Genomic DNA, 24,894 nt, shown 5'->3' on the forward strand with positions numbered 1-24,894 from the left:
CCATCACGCAGGCCAAGAGCCGGGGCCGCAGAATTCGCCATAGCCAATTCTCTCAAACCACGAACCATAAACTAATTAACGACACGCGACACTAGCAGCACCCTTCCCCCGCGACACCCCGCCCGCCGACGCCCCGGGCGGGCACTTCACGAGACGTCATTCGGGGCGAAGACAGCCCGTCCCCTCCGGCCAGGTGTAGCGGCTAGTGTCGGGTTCGTGGAGATTCTGCTGATCATCGTCATCGCGCTGCTGCTCATCATCGCGGTCGTCGTGATCTTCAACGTGCTCGGCCAGCGGCGGCTGCGTCAGGCCGAGGCAGACGCGCTGCGCAACCGCACCTACCGCCCCGGCGATCCCTTCTCCAGCGCCGACGACGACGCCGTCCGAGGCAACCCCCGCGCCCTCAAACCCAGCGATCTGATCGAGATCCGCGGGGAGACCTTCGCCGTTCGCGGGATCCTGCGGCTCACCCAGGACGGTTTCACCTGGACTGAGAACTTCCTCGACACCGGCCTGGGCCGCAAGGCGTGGATCTCCGTCGAGGACGATCCCGACCTCGAGGTGGTGCTCTGGCAGGAGTTGCAGGGCGTCACCGTGATCCCCGGACCCCCGACCATCGACCTCGACGGCCGTCGCTACTTCTCCGACGAGGCGGGGTCGGCGAACTTCACCTCCGCGGGCACCACCGGCCTCGCTCGCACCGGACGGATGCGCTACCAGGACTACGCGGCGGGCGACGAGCGCTTGTCCTTCGAGGACTTCGGTGGCTCCTGGGAGTGCGCGCGCGGCGAAGTGCTCGGCCACGCCGAGTACCGCATCTTCCCGTCCAATCCCGCACCCGAACAGCGATGAGGGCACACGCCGACCTCGACGTGGCCTTCGTCGACACCCGCGCCGGTCAGCTCGGTTTCTCCTTGTCGGCGGCCCCGCGCACACCACTCGCCGTCGCCGACCACCGGTTCGGCGCCGTGTCGTTGTCCATCCGGCTGCTCGGGGCCAGCCATCAGGTGATCCTCACCGACTGCGGACACGACCTCTGCGAGACGGTCGCCTGCCTGCCCGGAACCCCGTCGGCGCTGCCGCAGTCGTACCAATCGCGCGGCTACGTGTTCACATCCCGAATCCAGACGCTCGACGAGGACGAGATCGCGCGCGTCGTCGGCCAGGTGACCGCGCAGGTGGCCGCGCACACCGACGCAGGGTTGCCCGCGCTGCTGGGCCGATTCCCCGGCAATCCGCTCGCGGTGACCGCGGTGATCGCCGACGCCGACGACGACGGTGTCTCCTGGCGCACCTGGCACACCTATCCGCAGGCCGGTGAAGTGGTGCTGACCTCGAGCCACCTCGACCCGGAGGCCCCGGCGGTGCGTCGGTGAGCGCATACCCGCCGCCCGGCGAGCAGGATCCCACGCGCGGGCTCCGGCGAACCCGCAACATCCTCATCGCCGTCATCGTGGTGGTCGCGACGCTGGCCATCGTCGGGTCGTGTGGTGTGAACGCCATCCGTGGCGGCGCCGACGGCGATGCCCGCGCGTACGTGACATCGCACTATCAACGCGACACCGCCCTCGACGAGTCCGATGTGGACGCCTACATCGCAGATGGCTCGCCCAGCGTGGTGGCCACCCAGATCTCCTCGGTCGCGCAGCCGACCGACCAGCGCGCCGGCGACAACGCGGCCGGCAACGAGGCGGGCACCGAATTCCTGCAGTACCCCGGCTACCTCATCGGACTTTTCCCGTACGCGGCCGACAAGACACGCGTCATGGTCAGCCGGGATTACACCAGTGGATACAACCACTATCACCACTACGTCGGCGGCTTTTGGGTTCCCACACCCGACTTCTCGGGGTCGGGCAGCTCGAACCGCGGCGGCGGAAGCGGTACCGGCAAATGAGACCACCTGTTGCGACCATCCCCGACCCACCAAACACCGGAGCGTGCACATGATCTCGGTCGACGCCCTCGTCACCAACGCCTACTATGCCGCCGCCTACGCCGGTGTCGGCGTGTTCCTCATGCTGATCTCCTTCGCGGTGATCGATGCACTCACCCCGGGAAATCTGCGACATCAACTCTGGGCCGACCGGAACCGCAACGCCGGAATCCTGTTGGGCGCCAACCTGATCGCGGTTGCGGTGATCGTCACCGCGGCGATCGTGGCCAGCGAGGGGCGGCTCGCGGTGGGACTCACGTACACGTTGATCTACACCCTCATCGGACTGGTGGTGATGTGCGTGACGTTCTTCGTCGTCGACCTGTTCACCCCCGGCAAACTCGGCGATCTGGTGATCTCACCCGAGAGCCATCCCGCGGTGTGGGTGCACGGCATCTCCCACGTGGCGATCGCGTTCATCGTCGCCGCATCCATTCTGTGACCACCGGCGAGCTCACCGCGCCCGCGGCCACCCCGACCCACTCCCGGCTCGCCCGCGTGGGGCTGCTCGGGGTGGTCTTCGTCTGCGCCGCTTGCGGACTGGTCTATGAGCTCGCGCTGGTGTCACTGGGCTCGTTTCTGATCGGCAACACCGCCACGCAGGCGTCGATCGTGCTGGCGGTGATGGTGTTCGCGATGGGCATCGGCGCGCTGGCCGCCAAACCGCTGCAGAACCGGCCCGTCATCGCCTTCGCCGCCATCGAATCGGCGCTCGCACTGCTCGGCGGACTCTCGGTGCTCGCGTTGTACGCGGCGTTCGCCTATCTGGCTCTCTACACGCAGGCGCTGGTGGTGGTCGCCTTTGTGCTCGGGCTCCTGATCGGGGCGGAGATCCCGCTGCTCATGGTGCTGCTGCAGCGCATCCGACAGCAGGAGGCGGGGTCGGCGGTGGCCGACCTCTTCGCCGCCGACTACATCGGCGCGCTGGTCGGCGGACTGTGCTTCCCGTTCGTGTTGCTCCCCGTGTTCGGTCAGCTCCGCGGCGCGATCGTGGTGGGACTGGTCAACGCCGCCGCCGGCTGCTTCTTGGTGTTCGTCGTGTTCGGAAAGTCGTTGAATCGCCGTGCTTTGGCAGCCCTGGCCGGAGTGACGATCGCCGTGGTGGGCACGCTGGTGGCCGCATTCGTCTACGCCGACCGTTTCGAGGTGACCGCGCGGCAGGCCCTGTTCCGCGACCCGATCGTCACCGCTGAACGCACCCACTACCAGGACATCGTCATCACCGAACGGCGCACCCCGAACGGCCCCGACACCCGGCTCTACCTCAACGGCGACCTGCAGTTCGCCTCGATCGACGAGTACCGCTACCACGAGTCGCTGGTTCATCCGGTGCTGGCCACCGCACCGCGCCGGTCGACGCTCATCCTCGGCGGCGGCGACGGCCTGGCGCTTCGCGAGGTGCTGCGCTACCCGGACGTCGATCCCACGCTGGTGGAACTCGACCCCGAGATGATTCGCCTGGCGCGCAACGACTCCCGGCTCGTGAGGCTCAACAGGGGGTCCATGAACGATCCGCGCGCCCACATCGTCAACGCCGACGCGTTCGGCTGGCTGCGCCGAGCCGACCGCACCTTCGACACGATCATCGTCGACATGCCCGATCCCGACGAGTCGGCCACCGCGAAGCTGTATTCGACCGAGTTCTATTCGCTCGTCGCCGCCCACCTGGCGCCGGGCGGGCCCATCGTGGTGCAGGCCGGATCACCGTATTTCGCACCCAAATCGTTCTGGTGTATCGGGGCGACGCTGCGATCGGCGGGCCTGGCCATCACGCCCTACCACGTCGACGTGCCCTCCTTCGGCGACTGGGGATTCTTCCTCGCCGCTCCGCACACCGCTCCCCCACTGCGTCTCGATCCGCCTGGGCCGCTGCGCTTCCTGAGCCCGGCCGAACTGACTGCGGCGGGGGTGTTCCCGCTCGACCGCGGTCCGATCGACATGACACCGTCGACGCTGATGGACCCCCGCATTCTGCGCTACAGCCAGGGCGAATGGCTGGGGTACTGACCCGGACACGGGCAGCGAGATCATCGAATGCGGCCTGCACGACATCGTGGCCGGGCACCATTGAGCGCATGAACGGCGGCCTGCGCGATGTCTAGTGGTGTGACGATCACGGTGCTCGCGGTTCTCGCCGCGCTCGCCGTAGCCGCCGCCGTCGTGCTGGTCCGTACCCGGCGGGTGGTGGCAACCCCCACCGAGCGGGCGGTGCATTCCGCGCTGCACACCGCGTCGCTGGCCGCGCGCTCGCTGCGCAACGGGCTGTCGGCGCAATCGGCCCGCGACGCGCTGCCGCCGCTGCGCACGTTGACCGCCGCCGAGGCGGTGGCCCTCTACGACGACCGGCCGGCATTGCTGGCCCACGACGGCGATCCGCAGCTCTGGGACGACCAACTGCTCGCCGTGGCCGACACCGCGGCACAGACCGCGGCCACCGGGCTGCGCCGCGTCCTCGTCGCCGACCCGGTGGGCACCGACGCCCCGATCCGGGCGCTCATCGCGCAACCCCTGATCGCTGACGAGAACGGTGTCGGCGTGCTGGTGGCGGCCACCACCACCCGACCGGGCCCCGGCATGCTCGGCGCGATCGCGGAGGTGGCGCGGTATGTGTCGAGTCAGATCGAACTCGCCGACCTCGACGCCTCGCGCGCCCGCCTCGACCGCGCCGAGGTGCTGGCGCTGCGCGCGCAGATCAGCCCGCACTTCATCTACAACGCGCTCAACACCATCGCCTCCTTCGTGCGCACCGACCCCGACCGGGCGCGGGAACTGATCCTCGACTTCGCCGACTTCACCCGCTATTCGTTCCGCGCGGCCGGCGAGTACACCCTGCTCGCCGACGAGCTGCGCAACATCGACCGCTACCTCACCCTCGAGCGCGCGCGCTTCGGCACCGCCCTCGACGTCCGGTTGCAGGTGTCGCCGGAGGTGCTCGGCGTGGTGGTGCCCTTCCTGGCGTTGCAGCCGCTGGTGGAGAACGCCGTGCGTCACGGGCTGGCCGGCAAGGGCGGCGGCACCATCTCCATCATCGCCCGCGACGAGGGCACCGACTGCGTGATCACCGTCGAGGACGACGGGGTGGGCATGGACCCCGAACTGCTGCGTTCCGGCGACATCGACGCCCTCGACCCGGCTTCGACCGCCCGCGAGACCGACGGCGCGCGCGTCGGCCTGACCAATGTGGACCACCGGCTGCGCGCCGCGTTCGGCAACGACTACGGTCTGGTGGTCGAGACGGGTGTGGGTGCGGGCACCAAGGTGGGTATGCGGGTTCCCAAGTTCCGCACCGGCATCCGGGCGCAGGTGTCAGAGGAGGCACACCGACCATGACCATCACCGTGCTCGCCGTCGACGACGAGGCGCCCGCCCTCGACGAACTCGCGTACCTGCTGGGCCGCCAGTCGGAGGTGGGCGAGGTCTACCGGGCCGGCGATTCGACCGCGGCGCTGCGCGAACTCAACCTGCACCGCATCAACGCGATCTTCCTCGACATCAACATGCCCGGCCTTTCCGGCATCGAGCTGGCCGACGTGCTGACCAGATACGCCGACCCGCCCGCCATCGTCTTCGTCACCGCCCACGACGACCGCGCGGTGGACGCCTTCGACGTCGGCGCGGTGGACTACCTCCTCAAACCGCTGCGCGAGGAACGTCTCGGCCAGGCCGTCGCCCGGGTGCTCGCCGCGCAGCCGTCGCCGACCGAACCCGAGGAGAGCGACGACGTGATCCCCGTCGAGATGGCCGGGGTGACCTCCCTGGTGCCGCGCGACACCATTTCGTGGGTGGAGGCGGTCGGCGATTACGCGCGGCTGCACGCACACTCCGGCGCGCACCTGGTGCGCATCCCGCTGTCGTCACTCGAATCACGCTGGCGTGACAAGGGTTTCGCGCGGGTGCATCGCTCCTATCTGGTGGCGCTGCCGATGGTGAGCGGTATCCGCAACACCGGGTCGGCGACGGTGGTGTGCGTGCGGGCCAACGGGTCGTCGCAGGCGGTGGAACTGCCGGTGAGTCGTCGCCAGGCACGCGAACTCAAGGACCGGCTCATCCGCGATCCGTTGCGCACCTACAAGTCACCGACGGCCGGCGGTGAGTCGTGACCGGGCAGCCACCGCCGCGGCGGGAGCGGGTGGTGCTCGCGCAACGGCGGGGTGCGCGCATGGTGCGCACGCGCGTGGAGGTGCAGGAGCAAACAGAGGTGGGCGACGCGCTGGTGCGGGGCCTGATGCGGGCGCAGTTGGGTCTGGCGCTGCGCCTCGGTGCCGCGCTGACCCTGCTGATCGTCGCGATTCCGTTGCTGGGCATCGTCTTTCCGGATCTCGGCGAGGTCACCGTGCTGGGCGTCCGGCTCAACTGGATCGTGCTCGGACTGCTGCTGTATCCGGTGCTCTATCTGACCGGCCGGCTCTACATCCGACTGGCCGAGCAGGCCGAACGCGACTTCATGGGTGTCGTCGACGACGAACCCGACGCTCACCCGGAATCCGGCAGCCGATGACCACGACGGGGGCACAACTGCTCACCGTGCTGGCCCTGGTGGCCGCGGCGGTGGCGACCGTGGCCGTCGGCGCCTACGGCGGCCGCGCGTCACGCACCACCTCCGACTTCCTGGTGGCCTCCCGCACCGTGGGTGCCCGCTGGAACGCGACCGCGATCTCCGGTGAATACCTCTCCGCGGCATCGTTTCTCGGTGTTGCCGGACTGGTGGCGAAGTACGGTGCCGACGCCCTGTGGTATCCGGTGGGATTCACCGCCGGGTATCTGGGGCTCCTGATGTTCGTGGCCGCGCCGCTGCGCCGGTCGGGCGCCTACACCGTGCCCGACTTCGCGGAGTTCCGCCTCGGCTCGCGCACCGCCCGGCTCACCGCGATGCTCGTCGTGGTGGTGGTGTGCCTGCTCTACCTGATCCCGCAATTCCAGGGGGCGGGCCTGACCCTCAACATCCTGCTCGGCGTGCCGGTGTGGGTGGGTGCGCTGGCGGTCGGCGCGATCGTGGTGGTCAACGTGGTGGGCGGCGGGATGCGTTCGATCACCTTTGTGCAGGCCTTTCAGTACTGGCTCAAACTGACCGCGATCGCGGTGCCCGCACTCGCCCTGGTGGTGGTGTTCGCCGCCGACCGGCACCCGATGGGCGACCCGGTGCCGCCGCGGGTCACCACGGCCACCACGGTGGACGTCACCACCGACACGGTGGTGACGGTGTCGGAGACGGCGGGGATCACCGTCAGCGGCCGACTCGACGGACGCGACGTGACAGGCGCGCGCATCGAGGCGCCCGGCGAACACGTGCTGGCCGCGGGCAGCACGATCCACCTCGACGCCGGCGCGGCCACGCCGGTGGTCGCCGGAGCGCCGTCGACGGGCGAGAAATGGATCGCCTCGGGAGGTGGATTCGGCGGGCCGCATCCGCTGTTCGCGGTGTACTCGCTGATCGTGGCCACCTTTCTGGGCGCGATGGGTCTGCCGCACGTGCTGGTGCGCTTCTACACCAACCCCGACGGCCGGTCGGCGCGACGGACCGCGCTGGCCGTGATCGCGCTGCTCGCGCTGTTCTATCTGTTTCCGCTGCTGCTGGGCGTGTTCGCGCGGCTCTACGTGCCGCAACTGCTCATCACCGGCACCGCCGACGCCGCCGTGCTGCTGCTGCCGAGCGCGGCGGTCGGCGGCGTGGTGGGTGAACTACTGGCCGCGCTGGTGGCCGCGGGTGCCATCGCGGCGTTCCTGGCGACGTCGTCGGGACTGCTGGTCAGTGTCGCCGGGGCGCTGGCCACCGACGTGCTGCCCGGCCGGGTGCGCGATTTCCGGCTGGCCGCCGTGATCGGCGGGGTCGCGGCCATCGGGCTCTCGCTGGCCGCGTCGAGCCTGGAACTGTCGCGAACGGTGGGGCTGGTGTTCGCGGTGGCCGCGTCGACGCTGTGCCCGCTGCTGATCCTGGGCATCTGGTGGCGCGGGCTGACACCGGCGGGTGCGATCGCCGGACTGCTCGTCGGCGGCGCGTCGTCGGGGACGGCCGCGTCGCTGGCGATCGCGGGCGTGGTGGACAACAACGTGGCCGGTGGCTGGGCAGCGGTGCTCATCGGCTACCCGGCCGCGCTGACGGTACCGCTGGCCTTCGCGACGATGATGCTGGTCAGCCTGGCGACCCGGAGCAGGCGCCCCGCCGACCTCTCGCGCATCTTCGCCCGGATGCACGTACCCGAGCGTCTCGGGATGGGTGTGGAGCGGGTGCCGCGCGGGTAGACCGGCGTCGCGGATCGAACCCGTAGGCCCGCGGCTGGGTGCTTAACCCGCCGACCGCTCGTCGGACCACATCGACCGTCTACCGCACACTCGGACGGCTTCGTCGTGTGACCCAGGACACCCCATTGTGTGTGATCCACGTCGCATCGGATGCTCAGCGGGTAGACCCATCACACCGATCCTTCGGAGGAACCCGTGTCCACCACCGACCAATCGCCACCCGAGGCGCCATCGCCGACGGGTGAGCAGTTCATCGAGATCCAGCGCAGCCCCCGATTCCAGGAACTGCGCCGCACCCACCGTCGTTTCGTCTTCCCGATGACCGCCTTCTTCCTGATCTGGTACGGCCTCTACGTGGCGCTCGGTGCGTTCGCCCACGACTTCATGGCCACACCGGTGTGGGGCAACATCAACGTCGGCCTCATTCTGGGCCTGCTGCAGTTCGTCACCACCTTCGTGATCACGGGCATGTACGTGGCGTTCGCCAACCGTGAACTCGATCCCAAGGCCGCCGTACTCCGCTCGGAGATGGAAAGCGAGACGATCCGATGACCCTGCACCTCGCCGCATCGGCCGCCGTCGGCAATCCGGTCGCCAACATCGCCATCTTCGTCGGATTCGTGGCCATCACCCTGTTCGTGGTGATCAAGGCCAGCCGCAACAACTCCACCGCCGCAGACTATTTCACCGGTGGCCGCGCATTTTCCGGCCCGCAGAACGGCATCGCCATCGCAGGCGACTACCTGTCGGCGGCCAGCTTCCTCGGCATCGCCGGCGCCATCGCCGTCTACGGGTACGACGGCTTCCTCTACTCGATCGGCTTCCTGGTGGCGTGGCTCGTCGCGCTGCTGCTGGTGGCCGAATTGCTGCGCAACACCGGCAAATTCACCATGGCCGACGTGCTGAGCTTCCGACTCAAGCAGCGGCCGGTGCGGCTGGCCGCAGCCATCTCGACGCTGACGGTGTCGCTGTTCTACCTGCTCGCGCAGATGGCCGGCGCAGGCGGGCTGGTGGCACTGCTGCTCGACGTCAAATCCCGTACCGGACAGTCGATCGTCATCGCCGTGGTCGGCGCGCTGATGATCGTGTACGTGCTGGTGGGCGGCATGAAGGGCACCACCTGGGTGCAGATCATCAAGGCGATCCTGCTGATCGCGGGTGCCGCGTTCATGACCGTGATGGTGCTGGGCCGTTTCGGCATGAACTTCTCCGACATCCTCGGCTCGGCGCAGCACGCGATCTCCGGCTCGTCGAACGAAAAGGTCGCCGCCCGTGATGTTCTCGCGCCGGGCGCCAAGTACGGCGGGACGTTGCAGTCACAGATCAACTTCATCTCGCTGGCGATTGCCCTCGTGCTGGGCACCGCGGGTCTGCCGCACGTGCTGATGCGCTTCTACACCGTGCCCACCGCCAAGGAGGCCCGACGCTCCGTGGTCTGGGCGATCGGCCTGATCGGCGCCTTCTATCTGTTCACCCTGATCCTCGGCTACGGCGCGGCCGCCATCGTCGGCCCCGACCGTATTCTCGCCGCGGCGGGCAAGGAAAACGCGGCGGCACCGCTGCTGGCCTTCGAACTCGGCGGCGTGGTGTTGCTCGGCGTCATCTCGGCGGTGGCGTTCGCGACCATCCTCGCGGTGGTCGCCGGTCTCACCATCACCGCGTCGGCGTCGTTCGCGCACGACATCTATGCCAGTGTGATCAAGCGCGGCAAGGCAAGTGACGCCGACCAGGTGCGCGTGTCGCGGTATGCGGCGGTGACGCTCGGCGTGATGGGCATCGTGCTCGGCATCCTGGCCAACGGGCAGAACGTGGCGTTCCTGGTGGCGCTGGCCTTTGCGATCGCCGCGGCCGCCAACCTGCCCACCATCCTGTACTCGCTGTACTGGAAGCGGTTCAACACCCGCGGTGCGCTGTGGAGTATTTACGGCGGCCTGGCGTCCACACTCATCCTGATCGTGTTCTCCCCCGCTGTGTCCGGCAAGGCCACCTCGATGGTTCCGGGCGCCGACTTCGCGTGGTTCCCGCTGGAGAATCCCGGCATCGTGTCGATCCCGCTGGCCTTCGCGCTGGGCATCATCGGCACACTGAGCAACCCGTCGGATCGCGGCACCCCCGAACGCAACGCGGAGATGGAGGTTCGCTCACTGACCGGCATCGGCGCCGAGAAGGCCGTCGTGCACTAGGCGGTCGTGCGGCGGGGGCTGCGGGAGTGCGCTCGCGGCCGCGCGTGCAGGCATCGTCGAAAGTAGGGGAAGATTCGTCTTCCCCTACTTTCGTGATCGTCCCACAGTTGTAGCCAGCGGAAGGTCGCAGAACCAGGGGAACGATTACCTTCCCCTACTTTCGGGCCGCGGCCCCGTCGTCGGTGACACCGTCCTGTATGCGGCGGAATGGTTGTGCGGCTTCGAGTTCGAAGGCCAGCTCGAGCAGGGTGCGTTCGTTGCCGAGGTCGGCGCAGAAGTGGATACCCACCGGCAGCCCGCTGGCGGTGTGGGCCAGTGGCAGACTGATGCCCGGCGTGCCCGACGTGTTGTTCGCCGGGGTGAAGGCGATGTAGCGCACGAGACGATCGAAGATCTCGTCGAAATCTCCTGCGGGGTCGAGGTATCCGATGCGGGGTGTGATGTGCGCGAGCGTCGGGCTGAGCACTACGTCGAACCGCGTGAAGACCTCGCGGAATTGGGCGGTGGATTTGTTGAGCCCGCGGATCACCGACGGTGTGCGCCAGAACCTGCGCAGATACTTCCGCGACAGGCCGCGGGTGAACGGGTCGAGCGCCGACCGGTCGAATCCCTTGCCGAAGCTACGTTTTCCGAAGTGGTCGATCGCGAAGGCCAGCATCGCCCAGTACTGGGTGAACTGGTCGACGTAGCTGCGATCGACGGGCATCGGGATGAATTCGGGACGGTGCCCGAGGTCGTGCGCGAGGTCGGCGATTGCGGCGACGCCGTGGTGGGTGTCGTCGTCGAGCAATTGCCCGGTCAGCGGCTCGGTGAGCATCGCGATGCGCAGCCGCCGGGCGCCGGGCCCCTCCACCAACCCGACGGGCGGCAACGACGCCGCGGGTGCGTAACGCTCGGCGTCGGCGAGGAACTGGGCGGTGTCGCGCACCGAGCGGCTGACGATGCCGTTGGAGATCAGGTCGATGGGCATGGCCCGGCCCTCCGGTGACGCTTCCACTCGCCCGCGGCTCGGCTTGAGCCCCACCAGCCCGCACGCGGCGGCCGGGATACGGATCGACCCCCCGCCGTCGTTGGCGTGTGCGACCGGCAGCGCACCGGCGGCCACCAGCGCGGCCGAACCGCCCGACGACGCACCGCACGAGTAGTCGGTGTCCCAGGGATTGCGGGTGGGTTCGCGGTCGACGAATTCCGTTGTCGCGGTGAGCCCGAACGCCGGCAGAGTGGATGCCCCGACCAGGTTGACACCGGTGGACAGCAGTTGATCGGTGAACGGTTCGTTGTTCTGCGCGGGGGTTGCGGGCACCGCGGCCGATCCCTGCCGGGTCGGCAGACCAGCGAACAGCGTGTTGTTCTTGATGATGGCGGGCACCCCGGCGAACGAGCCGCCCGGGAACACGTCGTCGACCGCACGTTTACGGGCGCGCTCCCTGTCGTCGACGGCGACCGCGTTGAGCACCGGATCGACGGCATCGATCCGGTCGAGCGCGGCCTCGACCGCCTCGCGCGCGGAGATCTCCCCCGACGCGATCGCGGCCGCCACGCCGACACCGTCACGCTCGCCGAGCGCGTCGTCGCGAAACGCGTGTACGTGTCTCATGCGGGCAGAGCCTAGCGGGTGGGCCGCATCCGCATCACGTCATCGGCGAGCTGAGTCGCCGACTGAACACGCCGATCCGAGGCATGATTTCGACTCTGGGCTTTCGCGCAAACCGCTTCACCGGGTATGACTAGTACATGCACTTGAAGTTCGATTCAGATGAGCTCGAGTTCCGTGAGGAACTTCGTTCCTTCTTCACCACGAAGATTCCCGAGGACATCCGGGAGCGTGTCGCGTCGGGCACGGCGGTCCTGCCCGACGACCTCATCACCACACAGCGAATCCTCAACGCCGAGGGACTCGCGACGCCGGGGTGGCCGGTGGAATGGGGCGGCAAGGACTGGACGCCGATCCAGCGCAACATCTACCACGACCAGCTCAGTCTCAACCATGTGCTCGACCCGCTGACCTTCAACGTCAACATGGTGGGCCCGGTGATCGCGACGTTCGGATCGCAGGAACTCAAGGAACGTTTTCTGCCCGCCACCGCCAACCTCGACATCTGGTGGTGTCAGGGGTTCTCCGAGCCCGAGGCGGGCTCGGACCTGGCCTCGCTTAAGACCCGCGCCGTTCGCGACGGCGACCATTACGTGGTCAACGGGCAGAAGACCTGGACCACCCTCGGCCAGTACGCCGACTGGATCTTCTGCCTGGTGCGCACCAACCCGGATGCCCCCAAGCGGCAGGCCGGCATCAGCTTCCTGCTCATCGACATGAAGACCGAGGGCATCGAACTGCGGCCGATCAAGCTGATCGACGGTGGCGTCGAGGTCAACGAGGTGTTCTTCAACAACGTGCGCGTGCCCGCCGAGAATCTCGTCGGCGAGGAGAACGCGGGCTGGACCTACGCCAAGTTCCTGCTCGGCAACGAGCGCACCGGCATCGCGCGGGTCGGCTGGACCAAGACCCACATCGCCAAGGCGAAGGAGCTGGCCCGCCAGACCCCCACCTCGCGTGGCACCCTGCTCGACGACCCGCTCATCGCGGCCCGCATCGCCGAGATGGAGAACGAGTTGCTCGCCCTCGAACTGACCCAGCTGCGGGTGGTGTCGTCGTCGGCCGAGGGCAAGGCCAACCCGGTCTCCTCGCTGGTCAAACTGCGCGGCAGCGAGCTGCAGCAGTCTGTCACCGAACTCATCGCCGACATCGCGGGAGCGCGCGGCCTGGCCGTGCGCGCACCGGAAGTGGGGACACCCGAATGGGCTCAGCTGAGCGCGCCCGAGTACCTCAACTACCGCAAGGTCACCATTTACGGCGGCTCGTCGGAGGTGCAGCGCACCATCATCTCGTCGTCGATCCTCGGCCTGTAGCCCCCACTCACCAACGGCCGGCAGGCCACCCGAATCTGGAGTCATCCCATGGATTTCGAGCTCTCCGAAGAGCAATCACTGTTGCGTGACACCGCGCGCGACGTCTTCAAGTCCTACGACGTGGAAAAGCTGCGTGCGGTCGCCGCGAGCGAAGCGGGCTGGCAGCCCTCGGTGTGGGCATCGCTGGCCGAGATCGGCATTCTCGGGCTGCCGTTCGGCGAGGACGCGGGCGGGTTCGGCGCGGGCCCCGTCGAGGTGGCCGCGGTGATGGGTGAGGTGGGTCGCAGTCTGGCACCCGAACCCCTGCTGTTCGGCGCGTTGCTGCCCGGCGTGGTGATCGATCGCGTCGCCTCCGGCGACCGCCGCGTGCAACTGCTCACCGAGGTGGCCGAGGGCCGACTGCTGCTCGCCTTCGCCCACACCGAGACCGACGACCGCTGGCCGGCCGCGGCAGTGAGCACCACCGCCACCGGCGCCAGCGAAGGCGTCACCCTCAACGGCGTCAAATACCCTGTGATCGCTGGTGATTCGGCGCAGAAGATCGTGGTGAGCGCACGCCGCGACGACGGCACCGTCGGCCTCTTCCTGGCCGACGCCGACGCATCCGGTGTCACCGTCACCGGGTTCACCACCTACGACGGGCGACGCGGCGCGCAGATCACCTTCGCCGATGCGCCCGCCATCGATCTCGGTTCGGGCGACCAGTCCGAGGCGATCGGCTATGCGGAGATCTTCACCCAGACCGCGCTGTGCGCGGAGGCGGTGGGCGCGATGGAGCGTTCGCTGGAGCTCACCACCGAATACCTCAAGTCGCGCAAGCAGTTCGGCGTCACGTTGTCGAAGTTCCAGACACTCACCCAGCGGGCCGCCGACATGTTCGTCTCCCTCGAACTCGCCCGCAGCCTGAGCCTGTACGCCACCGCGTCGCTGGCCGACGACATCACCGACCCGACCGTCTACAGTCGCGCCAAGCTGCAGATCTGCCGGTCGGGACGCCACATCGGGCAGGAATCGATCCAGATGCACGGCGGCATCGGCATGACCGACGAGTATCCGGTGGGCCACTACACCGCGCGACTCACCGCGACCGGTCATCTCCTCGGTGATGCGAACGAGCACCTCGCAGCGCTCGCGGAGAAGGTCGGCGACTACGAGATGGTGAGCGTCGGCTAGCCGGTGTCGGTCAGGACGTTGTCGACGCTTGTGGTGGGATCATCCCGTCATTCGAGGTTGGCTCCAGCCCAGATCCGGATTGCCTCGCAAATGATCTCGGCGTTGTCCGCACCCCCATAGGCTGCGGCGAACCTCGGATCGGCCACATACAGTTCGGCGAGCCCGGTGTAGGCCTCGTGGTCGGGTTCCCTTCCTCCCCAATGCGCGGTAACCCACCGATGATGGTCGGCGACCAAGCGTTGAAAGCGCGCGCCGTTCGGGTCCTCGCCGCCCTCGGCCGCGGTCCGCAAAGCCGCGTTGACGTCGAGGCTCTCTTTGTCGTCGGCCTTCCGCTGTTCGTCGGTCATCGCGGCGCGTCGCTCGGCGCCGCGTTCCCAGGCCTCGTCACCCCAGCGGGTACGTACTTCGGTCTCGTACTGACTCTGGTCGACGCCGGCGAAGACTTCGTCGATGGACATGGATCGGCCCTTCTTTATCGTGTCGAGCGTCTGTTGGACGACGTCGATCTGTTCGTTGGTTCTGTCTCGGCGCTCGGTGAGGAGCGCGAGATGAGCTTCGATGGCGTCAATGAGAGAGATCTCGTCATCGAGCGCGAGTTGGATTGTGGCGAGGGGAAGTTCGAGCGCGCGCAGCGACAGGATTCGATAGAGCCGTGAGATCTCGGCGTCTCCGTAGAAGCGGTATCCGTTGCTTGCGACCCGAGACGGGAGAAGAAGGCCGATCTGCTCGTAGTGCCGGAGCGTTCGACTGGTGAGCCCCGTCGCCTTGGCAAGGTCTCGGATCGGCCACTCCGTCGCCGCATTGATCGACAGGTCCGTGGCCTGCCCCTCATTCTCCGTCATGAGCACCACTCTGCCGGTTGACGTTACGGCAGAGTCAATCGTCGCTGACGGTGAAGTGACAGTGTCGCCTGTCGCCGGGGTGTGTTATCGTAGAACATACGTTCGATGCGACGGGTTGGGGGTGAGGTTCATGTCGGCGGCACCGGAGGTTTCGGCAACAGCAGAGGTGTCGGCGGCACCGGAGGTCATTGCCCGGTTGCATGCGGTGCTTGATGAGATCGCGGCCGCCGATGTGTCGTCGTGGAGTGATGACGAACTCGTCTCCGCGGCCACCGAACTCGAACGTGCCCATCATCGGGTGCCGGCGGTGGGCAGCCGGGCGTTGGTGGAGATCTCTGATCGTGATATTCCCCGCCGACGCGGATTTCGCAGTGTGATCGCGTTCTTTTCCCACGCGCTGCGGATCACCGAACCGGTTCGCCGCAAACGGCTCCTCGAACACACCGCCCGATTTCATTCGGCCACCGGGCAACTGTTGGCACCGTCGTGTCCGACGTTGGCCGAGAAGTGCGCCGACGGCAGCGCCGGGATGTCCCACGCTCTGGTGGTGCTCGACGTCCTCGACAAGATCCCCGCCGCCACACCCCACGATGTGCGGGTGGCCGCCGAGCAGACGATGAGCCACTATGCGGGCACTTTGAGTCCACCCGAACTCGGGCAGGTCGGGGCACGATTGTTGGCCCATCTCGATCCCGACGGTCAACTCACCGACGACACCGACCGCGCCCGCCGCCGCAATCTGTGGCTCAACCGTCAAGACACCCAGTTGATGTCGAAACTCAACGGTCACCTCGACCCGCAGACCCGAGCCATGTTCGACGTGGTCCTCGACGCGTGGGGCAAACCCGGACTGAACAATCCCGACGACGACGCATCGCCACGAGGACCCGTCGGGGATGCCGACCCCCGCCAACTCGCCGACGCCGCAGGCCGCGACAACCGGTCGCAGGCACAACGCAACCACGACGCGCTCCACGCCCTGCTGAGGGCCGTGCTCGCCGAGGGGACGCTCGGCAAGAGTCACCGGGGACTGCCCGCGCACGTGATCATCAAGATCGACGAGAAAGACCTCCGCCGCCACGCCGGACTGGGTACCACTGCTTCCGGGGCGGTGCTCCCGATCTCCGACGTCATCACCATGGCCGCCCGCTCACAGCAATATCTGGCCGTGTTCGCCGACCACACCGCGGTGCCACTGTATTTCGGACGGTCACGTCGACTCGCCTCCCTGGGACAACGATTGGCATCGTTCGCCTCCGACGGCGGCGAGATGTGTTCGGCACCCGACTGCACCCAACCGGCCACCCGCGTGGAAATCCATCACGCCCGCAACGACTGGGCCAACGGCGGACTCACCGACATCGACTCCCTGAAACCGGCCTGCCCCAAACACAATCCCATGGTCGGCCCCAACCCCGGCCAATACACCACCCGCATCATCGACGACGGCCCCGACACCGGCCGCGTGGCCTGGCAACTCAACACCCACCCCGGCATGCCCCCCAACCCCGAACACATCAACCGCCACCCCGACATCGGCACCGTCTTCGCCGACACACTCGATGCCGTCCGCGCCGACATCCACGGCCCACGCCCCGAGCAGCATTCGCCACCAGACGATCCACCCACCACGCCCGACGAGGGCCTACCCGACGAGTTCACACCCGCACACGAATCCGACATCGAATCCGACATCGAATCCACCCTGGAATCGATGCTCTACCACCAACTGATCGCACACATCTCCACTCACAGCCACGTCACCTACACCCACACCCCCGACGGAACCGACATCGTCCGACTCCACCACACCGGATAGCTCAGAGGTTGCGCGAGAACCTCGGACTGGCAGCGTCGGCGCGCTAGGGTGCTCGTGAGAGTTCCGCGGTCCCGATTCCGCGGCGTCGACGACGGGAGAACCCGGGTGGAGTTGCTGCGTCACAACCTGGCCTGGGGCGCGTCCTTCAGCATCATGGGCGTGGCCCTGCTGGTGGTGGGTTTCGCCGCACTCGACCTGGTGACCCCCGGTCGTCTCCGGCAGGCGGTTTGGGTGGATCACAACCGCAACGCGGTGTTGCTCACCGTGTCGATGGTGGTGGGCCTCGGCCTGGTGTTGGTGGGCTCCGCATTCGACACCAGCATGCTGGTGCTGTGGCGTGCGTTGCTCTACACGCTGGCCTACGCGGTGCTCGCCATCGCGGTGATGATGTGGTCGTTCGTTCTCATCGACTGGCTCACCCCGGGCAAGCTGGGCACGCTGCTGCTCGACGACGAAACCCACACCGCAGGCTGGATCTCCGCGTCCGTCTTCGTCGGCATCGGCGCCGTGATCGCCGCCGTCCTCATCTCCTGAGGCCTCCACTCCAGCGTGGAAGCTGCTTATTGACGGTCAGACAATAGGCCCATAGGGTGACACCCGACCGACCGACCGTCGACGAGGGGCAACCATGACCGCAGAACTGATCGAAGAGTCCATCGACATCGACGCCACGCCCGCACAGGTGTGGGCCGTGCTGTCCGACCTCGCGCGGATGGGCGAGTGGAGTCCGCAGTGCAAGAAGATGTTCGTACTCGGCGGCCCCGTAAAGCTCGGTACCCGGACCGTCAACATCAACCGGCGGGGCGCACTCGTGTGGCCGACCACGTCAAAGGTGGTGCGCTTTGCACCCAATCAGGAAATCGGATTCCGCGTCGCCGAGAACCACACGGTGTGGAGCTACGCGATCACCCCGAACGAATCCGGCGGCGTGCGGGTCACCGAACGCCGCGAGGTGGCCGGATCGACGACGAAGGTGTCGTCGACGCTGGTGGATCTCGTGTTCGGTGGTGCCGACTCGTTCGAGGCCGAGTTGAAGGTGGGGATGGCCGAGACGCTGGGGAAGGTCAAGAAGGCCGCGGAGTCGGCGACGGCCGGGGCTGTGTGATTTCGACAGGCTCAATCAGCGGAGGGCGCTCGATCAGCGGGGAGGGGCTCAATCAGCGGGTGGGCGTGATTTCGGCAAGCTCAATCAGCGCGGAGGGGCTCAATCAGCGGGGAGGGGCTCAATCAGCGGGGGGCGTGATTTCGACAGGCTCAATCAGCGGGGGGAAGCTTAATCAGCGGGGGGCGCTCAATCAGCGAGCGGGGGCGCGGTCAGCGGGTGTCGAGCTTTTCGAGCAGCGGGGGTAGCTCGGCGATCGAGTCGATGACGTAGTCGGGAATCGGGCCGAACTCGTCACGTTGCAGGGCCCGTAGAGCCTCGTCGCGGAACTTGCCGGTGCGCACCAGCACCCCGATCAGCGCCGACGCCTGAGCGCCGAGCACATCGCTGTACATGTCGTCGCCCACCATCACCACCTGCGTGGGCTCGAGATTCATCACGTCGACCGCCGCCCGGAAACCCAGCGGCGACGGTTTGCCGATCGCGCGGATCTTGCGTCCGGCCGCCTTCTCCAGACCCTCGAGGTACACCCCGGTGTCGATCGAGAGGCCCGCGCTGGTGGACCAGATCAACGACCGGTGCATCGCCACCACCGGCACCCCGGCGAGCATTCTCTCCAGCACCGTCGACAAGGCGGCGTGGGTGAACACCGGACCCGCACCACCGAGCACGATAACCTGCGCCTCCGCCGGGTCGTCGGTGAGATCGATACCCGTCATGTCCTCGGCGATCGGACCCTCGTTGAGCACCCACGTCTTGCGGTGCGGATAGTTGCGGCTGAGGAACTCCGCGGTGAGCTTGGCCGCGGTGAGGATCTCGTCGGCCCCGACGTCGAATCCGCAGTTGCCGAGCGCCTCGGCGATCTGCGCCCGCGAGCGAGACGTGGTGTTGGTGAGGAACATCCGCGGATAGCCGCGGTCGGCGAGCGTCTTGATCGCGTCGACAGCGCCGGGCAGCGCCTGCCACGAGGTGACCATCACCCCGTCGATGTCCAACAGCACGCCCAGCGTCATAGTGCGAATCTAGTGCCGCCCGGGGACATCCGCAGTACGGGCGGCGGTCATCACCGGTACACGTCGCAGCCACCGATGCGACGATGGCATGCTGGGCGGATGCGATCGGTCAGCGACCATCAACGAGCGGTGTCGGCATTGTTCGGTTCCCCCGAGCCGGTGATGTGCGGCGTCGCCGACGCCGTGGGCCGGGTGACCGCCATCGACATCCACGCGCCGATTCCACTGCCCCCCTTCGACAACTCCGCCATGGACGGCTACGCGGTGCGCGCCGCCGACGTCGCCACCGCCACCGAGCAGAGTCCGACGCGGTTACCCGTCGACGCCGACATCCCCGCCGGACGCACCGACGAACTCGCCCTGCCACCCGGCACCGCGGCGCGGATCATGACCGGCGCACCACTTCCCGCCGGGGCCGATGCCGTGGTGCCGGTGGAACTCACCGACACCGGGTTCGATCTCGCCGCCGACGGCACGGTCGGGATGCTCGCGGCGGTGCCGTCGGGCAAACACGTCCGCACCGCGGGCTCCGACATCGAGCGCGACGCACCGGCGTTGCCGGCCGGCACCGTGATCGAACCCGCCCAGGTGGGACTCCTGTGCGCGCTCGGCATCACCGAGGTGACCGTGTTCCGGCCGCTGCGGGTGGTGGTGCTGTCCACCGGTTCGGAGCTGGTGGAGCCGGGAAAACCGTTGCGGCACGGGCAGATCTATGAATCCAACGGTGCCATGCTGACCGCAGCGGCCGACGTGGCGGGGGCCGCGGCCCGCCACGTCCACTTCGTGCCCGACAACACCGCCGACTTCCTCGCCCGCCTCGACGAAGTGTCCGGCGACGCCGACCTGATCATCACCTCCGGCGGGGTGAGTGCCGGCGCCTACGAGGTGGTCAAGGAGGCGCTGCACGCCGGCGGCACGGTGGAATTCGTCAAGGTGGCGATGCAACCGGGGATGCCGCAGGGCGGCGGACATCATCGGGCACCCGACGGTCGGGCGGTGCCGATCATCACGCTGCCCGGCAATCCGGTGAGTTCGCTGGTCTCGTTCGAGGTGTTCATCCGGCCGCCGCTGCGCGCGGCGATGGGTCTGCCGCCCCACCGGCCCACGCAGTCGGCGCGGTTGTCGCACGACATCCGCTCGCCCGGCGGCAAACGCCAGTTCCTGCGGGGCGTGCTCGCCGCGCCCGTCGGTGACGGGCCGTGGACCGTCGAACCGATCGGGCCGCCCGCATCCCATCACCTGCGGTATCTCGCGGCGTCGAATGTGCTGATCGACGTGCCCGCCGACGTCACCGCGCTGCCCGCGGGCAGCGACGTCGACACCATCGTGCTGTAGCGCCCTGCTGTGGTGCGTGCGAGCAGGCGTCCGGGCCGGTGTTGCCTGCCTGCGGGATTCACCTGATCGCCCCCGGCAGCGTCGGCACTCTAAGCTGAACTGCAGTGCCGGAGAAATCCGGCCGATCCGACATGGGAGGTTCACACGTGGCCAGGCGCCCGCGACCGGACGCACCAGCGGGCGCTGCAGCGGCAGCGTCGGGAGCATTCGATCCCGCGCACGTCGTCGCCCTGATCCGTGAGACGGTACCCCCGATCCATCCCGCCGGGCTGCCGTTCGTCGCCGGTGCGTCGGCCGTCGCGCTGGCCGGCCGACGTCATCGCTGGATCGCCGTGCCCGCCGCCGCGGCGGCCGGTGCGTGTGCCGCGTTCTTCCGGCATCCGCCACGGGTTCCGCCGGCCGCCCCGCACGTCGTGGTGGCCCCCGCCGACGGCACCGTGAGCCTGGTGGACGAGGCGGTACCGCCGCCGGAATCGGGACTCGGCGACGCGGCGCGGCCCAGGGTGTCGGTGTTCCTGTCGATCTTCGACGTACACGTGCAGCGTGTGCCCGTCGACGGCAGCGTGATCTCGGTGACCCACACGCCCGGACAGTTCCTCTCCGCCGACCTTCCCGAAGCCAGCGACGCCAACGAGCGCACCACGATGGTGTTGCGGCCCAACCACTTCGGCGCCAGCAGTCCCGACACCGACAGCCCCGACACCGGAACCCCGGACACCGACATCGCGGTGGTGCAGATCGCGGGTCTCATCGCACGCCGGATCGTGTGCCACGCGGGGGTCGGCGACACGCTGCACGTCGGCGACACCTACGGGCTTATCCGGTTCGGTTCACGCGTCGACGTCTATCTGCCGCGCGGTACCGCGCCGCGGGTCCTCGTCGGGCAGCGCACCGTCGGCGCCGAAACCCCGCTCGCCGTGCTCGGCGAGGGATGAGAGCGACGCGATGAGTCCGCACCGGGCCGAACGCACCCCGTCAGTGCGCCGCACACCGCCCGTTCACCGCACGCCGGCCGGACACGGCACCCGCCGGTACCCGGGCGATGTCGATGCGCACGAAATCGGGGCGCTGCGCAGGCAGGCGGCGGCCAGCCGGATGTTCGTGCCGTCGGCACTCACCATCCTGGCGATCTGCGCCGGCCTCACCGCGGTGCGCGCAGCGGCCAACCACAACGTCGATCTCGCGATGGCGCTGGTGGTGGCCGCGGCGCTGCTCGACGGGATCGACGGCCGGGTGGCGCGGATGATGGGAGCCACCAGCCGGATCGGCGCCGAGATCGATTCACTGGCCGACGCCATCAACTTCGGCGTGGTGCCCGCGCTGATCATCTACCTGCATCTGATGCAGGGCGCCGACGTCGGCTGGCTGCTGACCCTGGTGTACTGCTGCGCGATCGTGTTGCGGCTCGCGCGCTTCAACACCCTGCTCGACGACGTCGACGCGCCGCGCTACACCCGCGACTTCTTCGTCGGCGTGCCGGCGCCGGCGGCCGCGATTGTCGCGCTGCTGCCGATCGGACTGCAACAGCAGTTCGGCGACGGTTGGTGGACCTCACCGCCGGCGGTCGGGACCTGGCTGGTGCTGGTGGCATTCCTCGCGGTGAGCCGAATACCCACCGCGTCGTTCAAGGCCACCGCGGTGCCGCCGCGGGCGATGGCAGGACTGCTGATTGTGGTGGCGATCGCCGCGGCGCTGCTGCTCACCTACCCGTACGTGCTGATGATCATCGCGGTGGCGGCCTACGCCGCGCACATCCCGTTCGCCTGGCGCAGCCGCCGGTGGGTGCAGGCCCGCCCGGAATTCTGGGACGACTCCCCCGGTGAGCGCCGCGCGGAACGTCGCGCACTCGCCCGACGCCAGCCACGACGACAAGGCCCGCACCCCCGCAAGTCGGAGGCACGCCTCGGGTTGCACAAGCCCACGCCGCGCCCGCCCGAACCCGGGTCGGTACCCGCTGAGCCGGCCACGTCGACGAGCCCGGACGAGCCGACGTGACCTCCGGCGCCAACCAGCTCACCCTCACCGCACGGATCAATCCGTCGGCGGCGGACTCCCGGCGCGGCATCGTGCGTGTGCATCCCGAGGTGCTCACCGCCCTCGGCCTGCGGGAATGGGACGGCATTGCCATCACCGGCGCCCGTGTGACCGCGGCGGTGGTGGCCGCGACCGCGGCTGACGCGCCCACCGGCACGGCACTGCTCGACGACATCACGTTCTCCAACGCGGGGGTGCGGGAGAACGCGTCGGTGGTGATCGGCCCGGTGGTGGTGCAGGGGGCGACGCGGGTGCGGGTGAGCGGATCGCGCCTGGCCGCCCGCGGGGTCGACGAGGCGACACTGCGCCGCGCACTGCTCGGCAAGGTGCTCTCCGTCGGCGACACCGTGTCGCTGTTGCCGCGCGACCTGGGTCCCGAACTCACCGCGGGGTCGGCGACGCGGACGCTGACCCTCGCCGTCGGCATCACCTGGACCAACGAGCTGCTGACCGTGACCGCCACCGACCCGGACGGGCCGGTGAGCGTGCAACCGTCGACGGCGGTGCTGTGGGCCGATGGTGCCGCGCCGACGGGCGGGGTTGCGGCGGCCCGGTCGATGGTGGCCGCGCCGGTGTCGGGGACCGGGGCGGCGGGAAGCGGGGCGGCGGGAAGCGGGGCTGCGGGAAGCGGGGCTGCGGGAAGCGGGGCTGCGGTGGCGGATGGGGTGCGGTCGGTGTCGGTTCCCGGCGCGGGGTCGGCGGCGCCGCGGGTGCGACCGGTGTCGGAGCTGGTGGGCGTCGACAACCAGATCGCGAAACTCACCGAGTGGCTGTCGATCACGCTCGACGAGCCCGAGGTGCTGCGCAAACTCGGGGCGGTGCCGCGACTCGGTGTGCTGATCACCGGGCCGGCGGGCGCGGGAAAGGCCACGCTGGCGCGTTCGGTGTGCGCGCATCGCACCCTGATCGCGATCGACGGCCCCACCGCGGGTGCGCTGGAGGCGACCGCCCGGCTGCGCGTCGTGACCGATGCGATCGCCGCGCTGCGCGGTGACGGCGCGGGGGTGCTGCTGATCACCGACGCCGACGCGCTGCTGCCCGCCGACCCGGAGCCCGTGTCGACGCTGATCCTCGATGCGCTGCGGGCGGCGATCGCCGCCGACGGGGACGCCGCTGCGCGTATCGCGCTGATCGCCACCACCGCCGAACCGGTACGCCTCGACACCCGGCTGCGGGCACCGGACCTCTGTGATCGTGAACTCGTGGTCGGGTTGCCCGATGCGGCGCTGCGGGCGCGACTGCTCAGCGCGATCCTCGCGGGCGTGCCCACCGAGGGTGACCTCGACCTGGAAACGATCGGGGCACGCACCCCCGGATTCGTCGCCGGCGACCTGGCGGCCCTGGCCCGCGAGGCCGCGCTGCGGGCCGCGGCCCGCGCAACCGCCGACGCCACCGAACCCGCCCTCACCCACGAGGATCTGCTCGGTGCGCTGGAAGTGATCCGGCCGGTGTCGCGACTCGACTCCCCCGAGGTGGCGGTGGGGTCGATCACCCTCGACGACGTCGGGGACATGACCGAGACCAAGCAGGCGCTCACCGAGACGGTGCTGTGGCCGCTGCAGCATCCCGACACGTTCACCAGGCTGGGGGTGGACCCGCCGCGCGGTGTGTTGCTGTTCGGTCCGCCGGGGTGCGGCAAGACGTTCGTGGTACGTGCGCTGGCTGCGTCGGGCCGACTGTCGGTGCACACGGTCAAGGGTGCCGAACTGATGGACAAGTGGGTCGGGTCGTCGGAAAAGGCCGTGCGGGACCTCTTCGAACGGGCGCGTGAATCCGCGCCGTCGCTGATCTTCCTCGACGAGGTGGACGCGCTGGCCCCGCGCCGGGGACAGTCCACCGACTCGGGGGTGGGCGACCGCGTCGTCGCGTCGCTGCTCACCGAACTCGACGGCGTCGAACCACTCCAGGACGTGGTGGTGCTCGGCGCCACCAACCGGCCCGACCTCGTCGACCCGGCGCTGCTGCGCCCCGGCCGCCTGGAACGGCTGGTGTTCGTGCCGCCACCGGACGCCGCGGCGCGCGCCGACATCCTGCGCACCGCCGGCCGCAAGGTGCCACTTGCCGACGGCATCGACCTCGACGCGCTGGCCGCCGACCTCGACGGATATTCCGCCGCGGACTGTTCGGCACTGCTCCGCGAGGCGGCGCTGGCCGCGATGCGACGCGACATCGACGCCGCAACGGTCACCGCCGACGACATCGCCGATGCGCGCACCCGGGTACGACCATCCCTCGACCCGGACCAGGTGGAAAACCTAAGCGCCTACGCGCAGCGCCGCCTCGACTGACCTCTCCCCGTCGAGCGTGCCC

At 68.7% G+C, this 24,894-nt stretch carries 23 protein-coding genes; 20 read left to right on the top strand and 3 right to left on the bottom strand.

Annotation, left to right across the window (positions count from 1 at the left end; all coding sequences use genetic code 11):
• The first annotated feature begins 216 nt into the window (after positions 1 to 216).
• The 11 genes from ACWDSI_RS15415 (at position 217) to ACWDSI_RS15465 (ending at position 10,359) form a co-directional block, all read left to right on the top strand.
• Positions 217 to 852, top strand: a complete 636-nt coding sequence (locus ACWDSI_RS15415) for a DUF4178 domain-containing protein (protein ID WP_449757067.1) — start codon at positions 217 to 219, stop codon at positions 850 to 852.
• The gene (locus tag ACWDSI_RS15420) at positions 849 to 1,376 is read left to right on the top strand and encodes a DUF2617 family protein (RefSeq protein ID WP_449757068.1); all 528 of its coding nucleotides are present in this window, start codon (positions 849 to 851) and stop codon (positions 1,374 to 1,376) included. The genes ACWDSI_RS15415 and ACWDSI_RS15420 overlap by 4 nt, the downstream gene beginning before the upstream one ends.
• Positions 1,373 to 1,897, top strand: a complete 525-nt coding sequence (locus tag ACWDSI_RS15425; protein WP_449757069.1) for a DUF4247 domain-containing protein — start codon at positions 1,373 to 1,375, stop codon at positions 1,895 to 1,897. Before ACWDSI_RS15420 ends, ACWDSI_RS15425 begins: the two co-directional genes overlap by 4 nt.
• Before the next feature lie 49 nt (positions 1,898 to 1,946).
• Positions 1,947 to 2,378, top strand: a complete 432-nt coding sequence (locus ACWDSI_RS15430) for a DUF350 domain-containing protein (protein WP_449757070.1) — start codon at positions 1,947 to 1,949, stop codon at positions 2,376 to 2,378.
• Positions 2,375 to 3,943, top strand: a complete 1,569-nt coding sequence (locus ACWDSI_RS15435) for a polyamine aminopropyltransferase (RefSeq protein WP_449757071.1) — start codon at positions 2,375 to 2,377, stop codon at positions 3,941 to 3,943. The genes ACWDSI_RS15430 and ACWDSI_RS15435 overlap by 4 nt, the downstream gene beginning before the upstream one ends.
• Positions 3,944 to 4,030: 87 nt before the next feature.
• Positions 4,031 to 5,266 (top strand): sensor histidine kinase, encoded by a 1,236-nt coding sequence (locus ACWDSI_RS15440; protein WP_449757072.1) that lies wholly within the window; start codon positions 4,031 to 4,033, stop codon positions 5,264 to 5,266.
• Positions 5,263 to 6,036, top strand: a complete 774-nt coding sequence (locus tag ACWDSI_RS15445) for a LytR/AlgR family response regulator transcription factor (RefSeq protein WP_449757073.1) — start codon at positions 5,263 to 5,265, stop codon at positions 6,034 to 6,036. The genes ACWDSI_RS15440 and ACWDSI_RS15445 overlap by 4 nt, the downstream gene beginning before the upstream one ends.
• A gap of 59 nt (positions 6,037 to 6,095) precedes the next feature.
• The gene (locus tag ACWDSI_RS15450) at positions 6,096 to 6,434 is read left to right on the top strand and encodes a hypothetical protein (RefSeq protein ID WP_449748133.1); all 339 of its coding nucleotides are present in this window, start codon (positions 6,096 to 6,098) and stop codon (positions 6,432 to 6,434) included.
• Positions 6,431 to 8,176, top strand: a complete 1,746-nt coding sequence (locus tag ACWDSI_RS15455; RefSeq protein WP_449748134.1) for a sodium/solute symporter — start codon at positions 6,431 to 6,433, stop codon at positions 8,174 to 8,176. Before ACWDSI_RS15450 ends, ACWDSI_RS15455 begins: the two co-directional genes overlap by 4 nt.
• A 195-nt stretch (positions 8,177 to 8,371) precedes the next feature.
• Entirely contained in the window at positions 8,372 to 8,728 is a 357-nt protein-coding gene (locus ACWDSI_RS15460; RefSeq protein WP_449748135.1) for a DUF485 domain-containing protein, read from the top strand.
• Positions 8,725 to 10,359, top strand: coding sequence for a solute symporter family protein (locus ACWDSI_RS15465; RefSeq protein WP_449757074.1), 1,635 nt, complete (start codon positions 8,725 to 8,727; stop codon positions 10,357 to 10,359). The genes ACWDSI_RS15460 and ACWDSI_RS15465 overlap by 4 nt, the downstream gene beginning before the upstream one ends.
• 154 nt (positions 10,360 to 10,513) lie before the next feature.
• On the opposite strand, the gene ACWDSI_RS15470 is transcribed toward ACWDSI_RS15465, so the two are convergent.
• Positions 10,514 to 11,956 (bottom strand): amidase, encoded by a 1,443-nt coding sequence (locus ACWDSI_RS15470; protein WP_449757075.1) that lies wholly within the window; start codon positions 11,954 to 11,956, stop codon positions 10,514 to 10,516.
• Positions 11,957 to 12,093: 137 nt separating this feature from the next.
• Between ACWDSI_RS15470 and ACWDSI_RS15475 the strand changes: the two genes are divergently transcribed.
• Together ACWDSI_RS15475 and ACWDSI_RS15480 are read left to right on the top strand one after the other, a co-directional pair.
• Positions 12,094 to 13,266, top strand: coding sequence for an acyl-CoA dehydrogenase family protein (locus ACWDSI_RS15475; protein WP_449748142.1), 1,173 nt, complete (start codon positions 12,094 to 12,096; stop codon positions 13,264 to 13,266).
• A gap of 48 nt (positions 13,267 to 13,314) precedes the next feature.
• Positions 13,315 to 14,439 (top strand): acyl-CoA dehydrogenase family protein, encoded by a 1,125-nt coding sequence (locus ACWDSI_RS15480; protein ID WP_449757076.1) that lies wholly within the window; start codon positions 13,315 to 13,317, stop codon positions 14,437 to 14,439.
• 47 nt (positions 14,440 to 14,486) lie between these two features.
• Here ACWDSI_RS15480 and ACWDSI_RS15485 read toward each other — a convergent pair whose 3' ends face one another.
• Entirely contained in the window at positions 14,487 to 15,281 is a 795-nt protein-coding gene (locus ACWDSI_RS15485) for a MerR family transcriptional regulator (RefSeq protein WP_449757077.1), read from the bottom strand.
• A 130-nt stretch (positions 15,282 to 15,411) separates the two neighbouring features.
• Here ACWDSI_RS15485 and ACWDSI_RS15490 point away from each other — a divergent pair, with 130 nt between their 5' ends.
• From ACWDSI_RS15490 to ACWDSI_RS15500, 3 genes are all read left to right on the top strand, one after another.
• Entirely contained in the window at positions 15,412 to 17,100 is a 1,689-nt protein-coding gene (locus tag ACWDSI_RS15490; protein WP_449757078.1) for a DUF222 domain-containing protein, read from the top strand.
• 105 nt (positions 17,101 to 17,205) lie between these two features.
• Positions 17,206 to 17,634 carry a DUF350 domain-containing protein gene (locus ACWDSI_RS15495; protein ID WP_449757142.1) on the top strand — a complete coding sequence of 143 codons (429 nt, stop codon included), beginning with the start codon at positions 17,206 to 17,208 and terminating at the stop codon, positions 17,632 to 17,634.
• Between the two features lie 94 nt (positions 17,635 to 17,728).
• Positions 17,729 to 18,205: an SRPBCC family protein gene (locus ACWDSI_RS15500; protein ID WP_449757079.1), complete on the top strand. Its 477-nt coding sequence runs from the start codon at positions 17,729 to 17,731 to the stop codon at positions 18,203 to 18,205.
• Positions 18,206 to 18,414: 209 nt separating this feature from the next.
• On the opposite strand, the gene ACWDSI_RS15505 is transcribed toward ACWDSI_RS15500, so the two are convergent.
• Positions 18,415 to 19,215, bottom strand: coding sequence for an HAD-IIA family hydrolase (locus tag ACWDSI_RS15505; RefSeq protein ID WP_449748731.1), 801 nt, complete (start codon positions 19,213 to 19,215; stop codon positions 18,415 to 18,417).
• 99 nt (positions 19,216 to 19,314) lie between these two features.
• Here ACWDSI_RS15505 and moeA point away from each other — a divergent pair, with 99 nt between their 5' ends.
• The 4 genes from moeA (at position 19,315) to ACWDSI_RS15525 (ending at position 24,872) form a co-directional block, all read left to right on the top strand.
• Positions 19,315 to 20,550, top strand: coding sequence for a molybdopterin molybdotransferase MoeA (gene moeA / locus ACWDSI_RS15510; RefSeq protein ID WP_449757080.1), 1,236 nt, complete (start codon positions 19,315 to 19,317; stop codon positions 20,548 to 20,550).
• A gap of 146 nt (positions 20,551 to 20,696) precedes the next feature.
• On the top strand, positions 20,697 to 21,485 hold the full coding sequence (locus tag ACWDSI_RS15515) for a phosphatidylserine decarboxylase (RefSeq protein ID WP_449757081.1): 789 nt from the start codon (positions 20,697 to 20,699) through the stop codon (positions 21,483 to 21,485).
• A 10-nt stretch (positions 21,486 to 21,495) separates the two neighbouring features.
• Positions 21,496 to 22,545, top strand: a complete 1,050-nt coding sequence (locus tag ACWDSI_RS15520) for a CDP-alcohol phosphatidyltransferase family protein (protein WP_449757082.1) — start codon at positions 21,496 to 21,498, stop codon at positions 22,543 to 22,545.
• Positions 22,542 to 24,872 (top strand): AAA family ATPase, encoded by a 2,331-nt coding sequence (locus ACWDSI_RS15525; RefSeq protein ID WP_449757083.1) that lies wholly within the window; start codon positions 22,542 to 22,544, stop codon positions 24,870 to 24,872. The genes ACWDSI_RS15520 and ACWDSI_RS15525 overlap by 4 nt, the downstream gene beginning before the upstream one ends.
• The last annotated feature ends 22 nt before the right edge of the window (positions 24,873 to 24,894 follow it).

The sequence above is a fragment of the Gordonia sp. NPDC003429 genome (assembly GCF_053588575.1).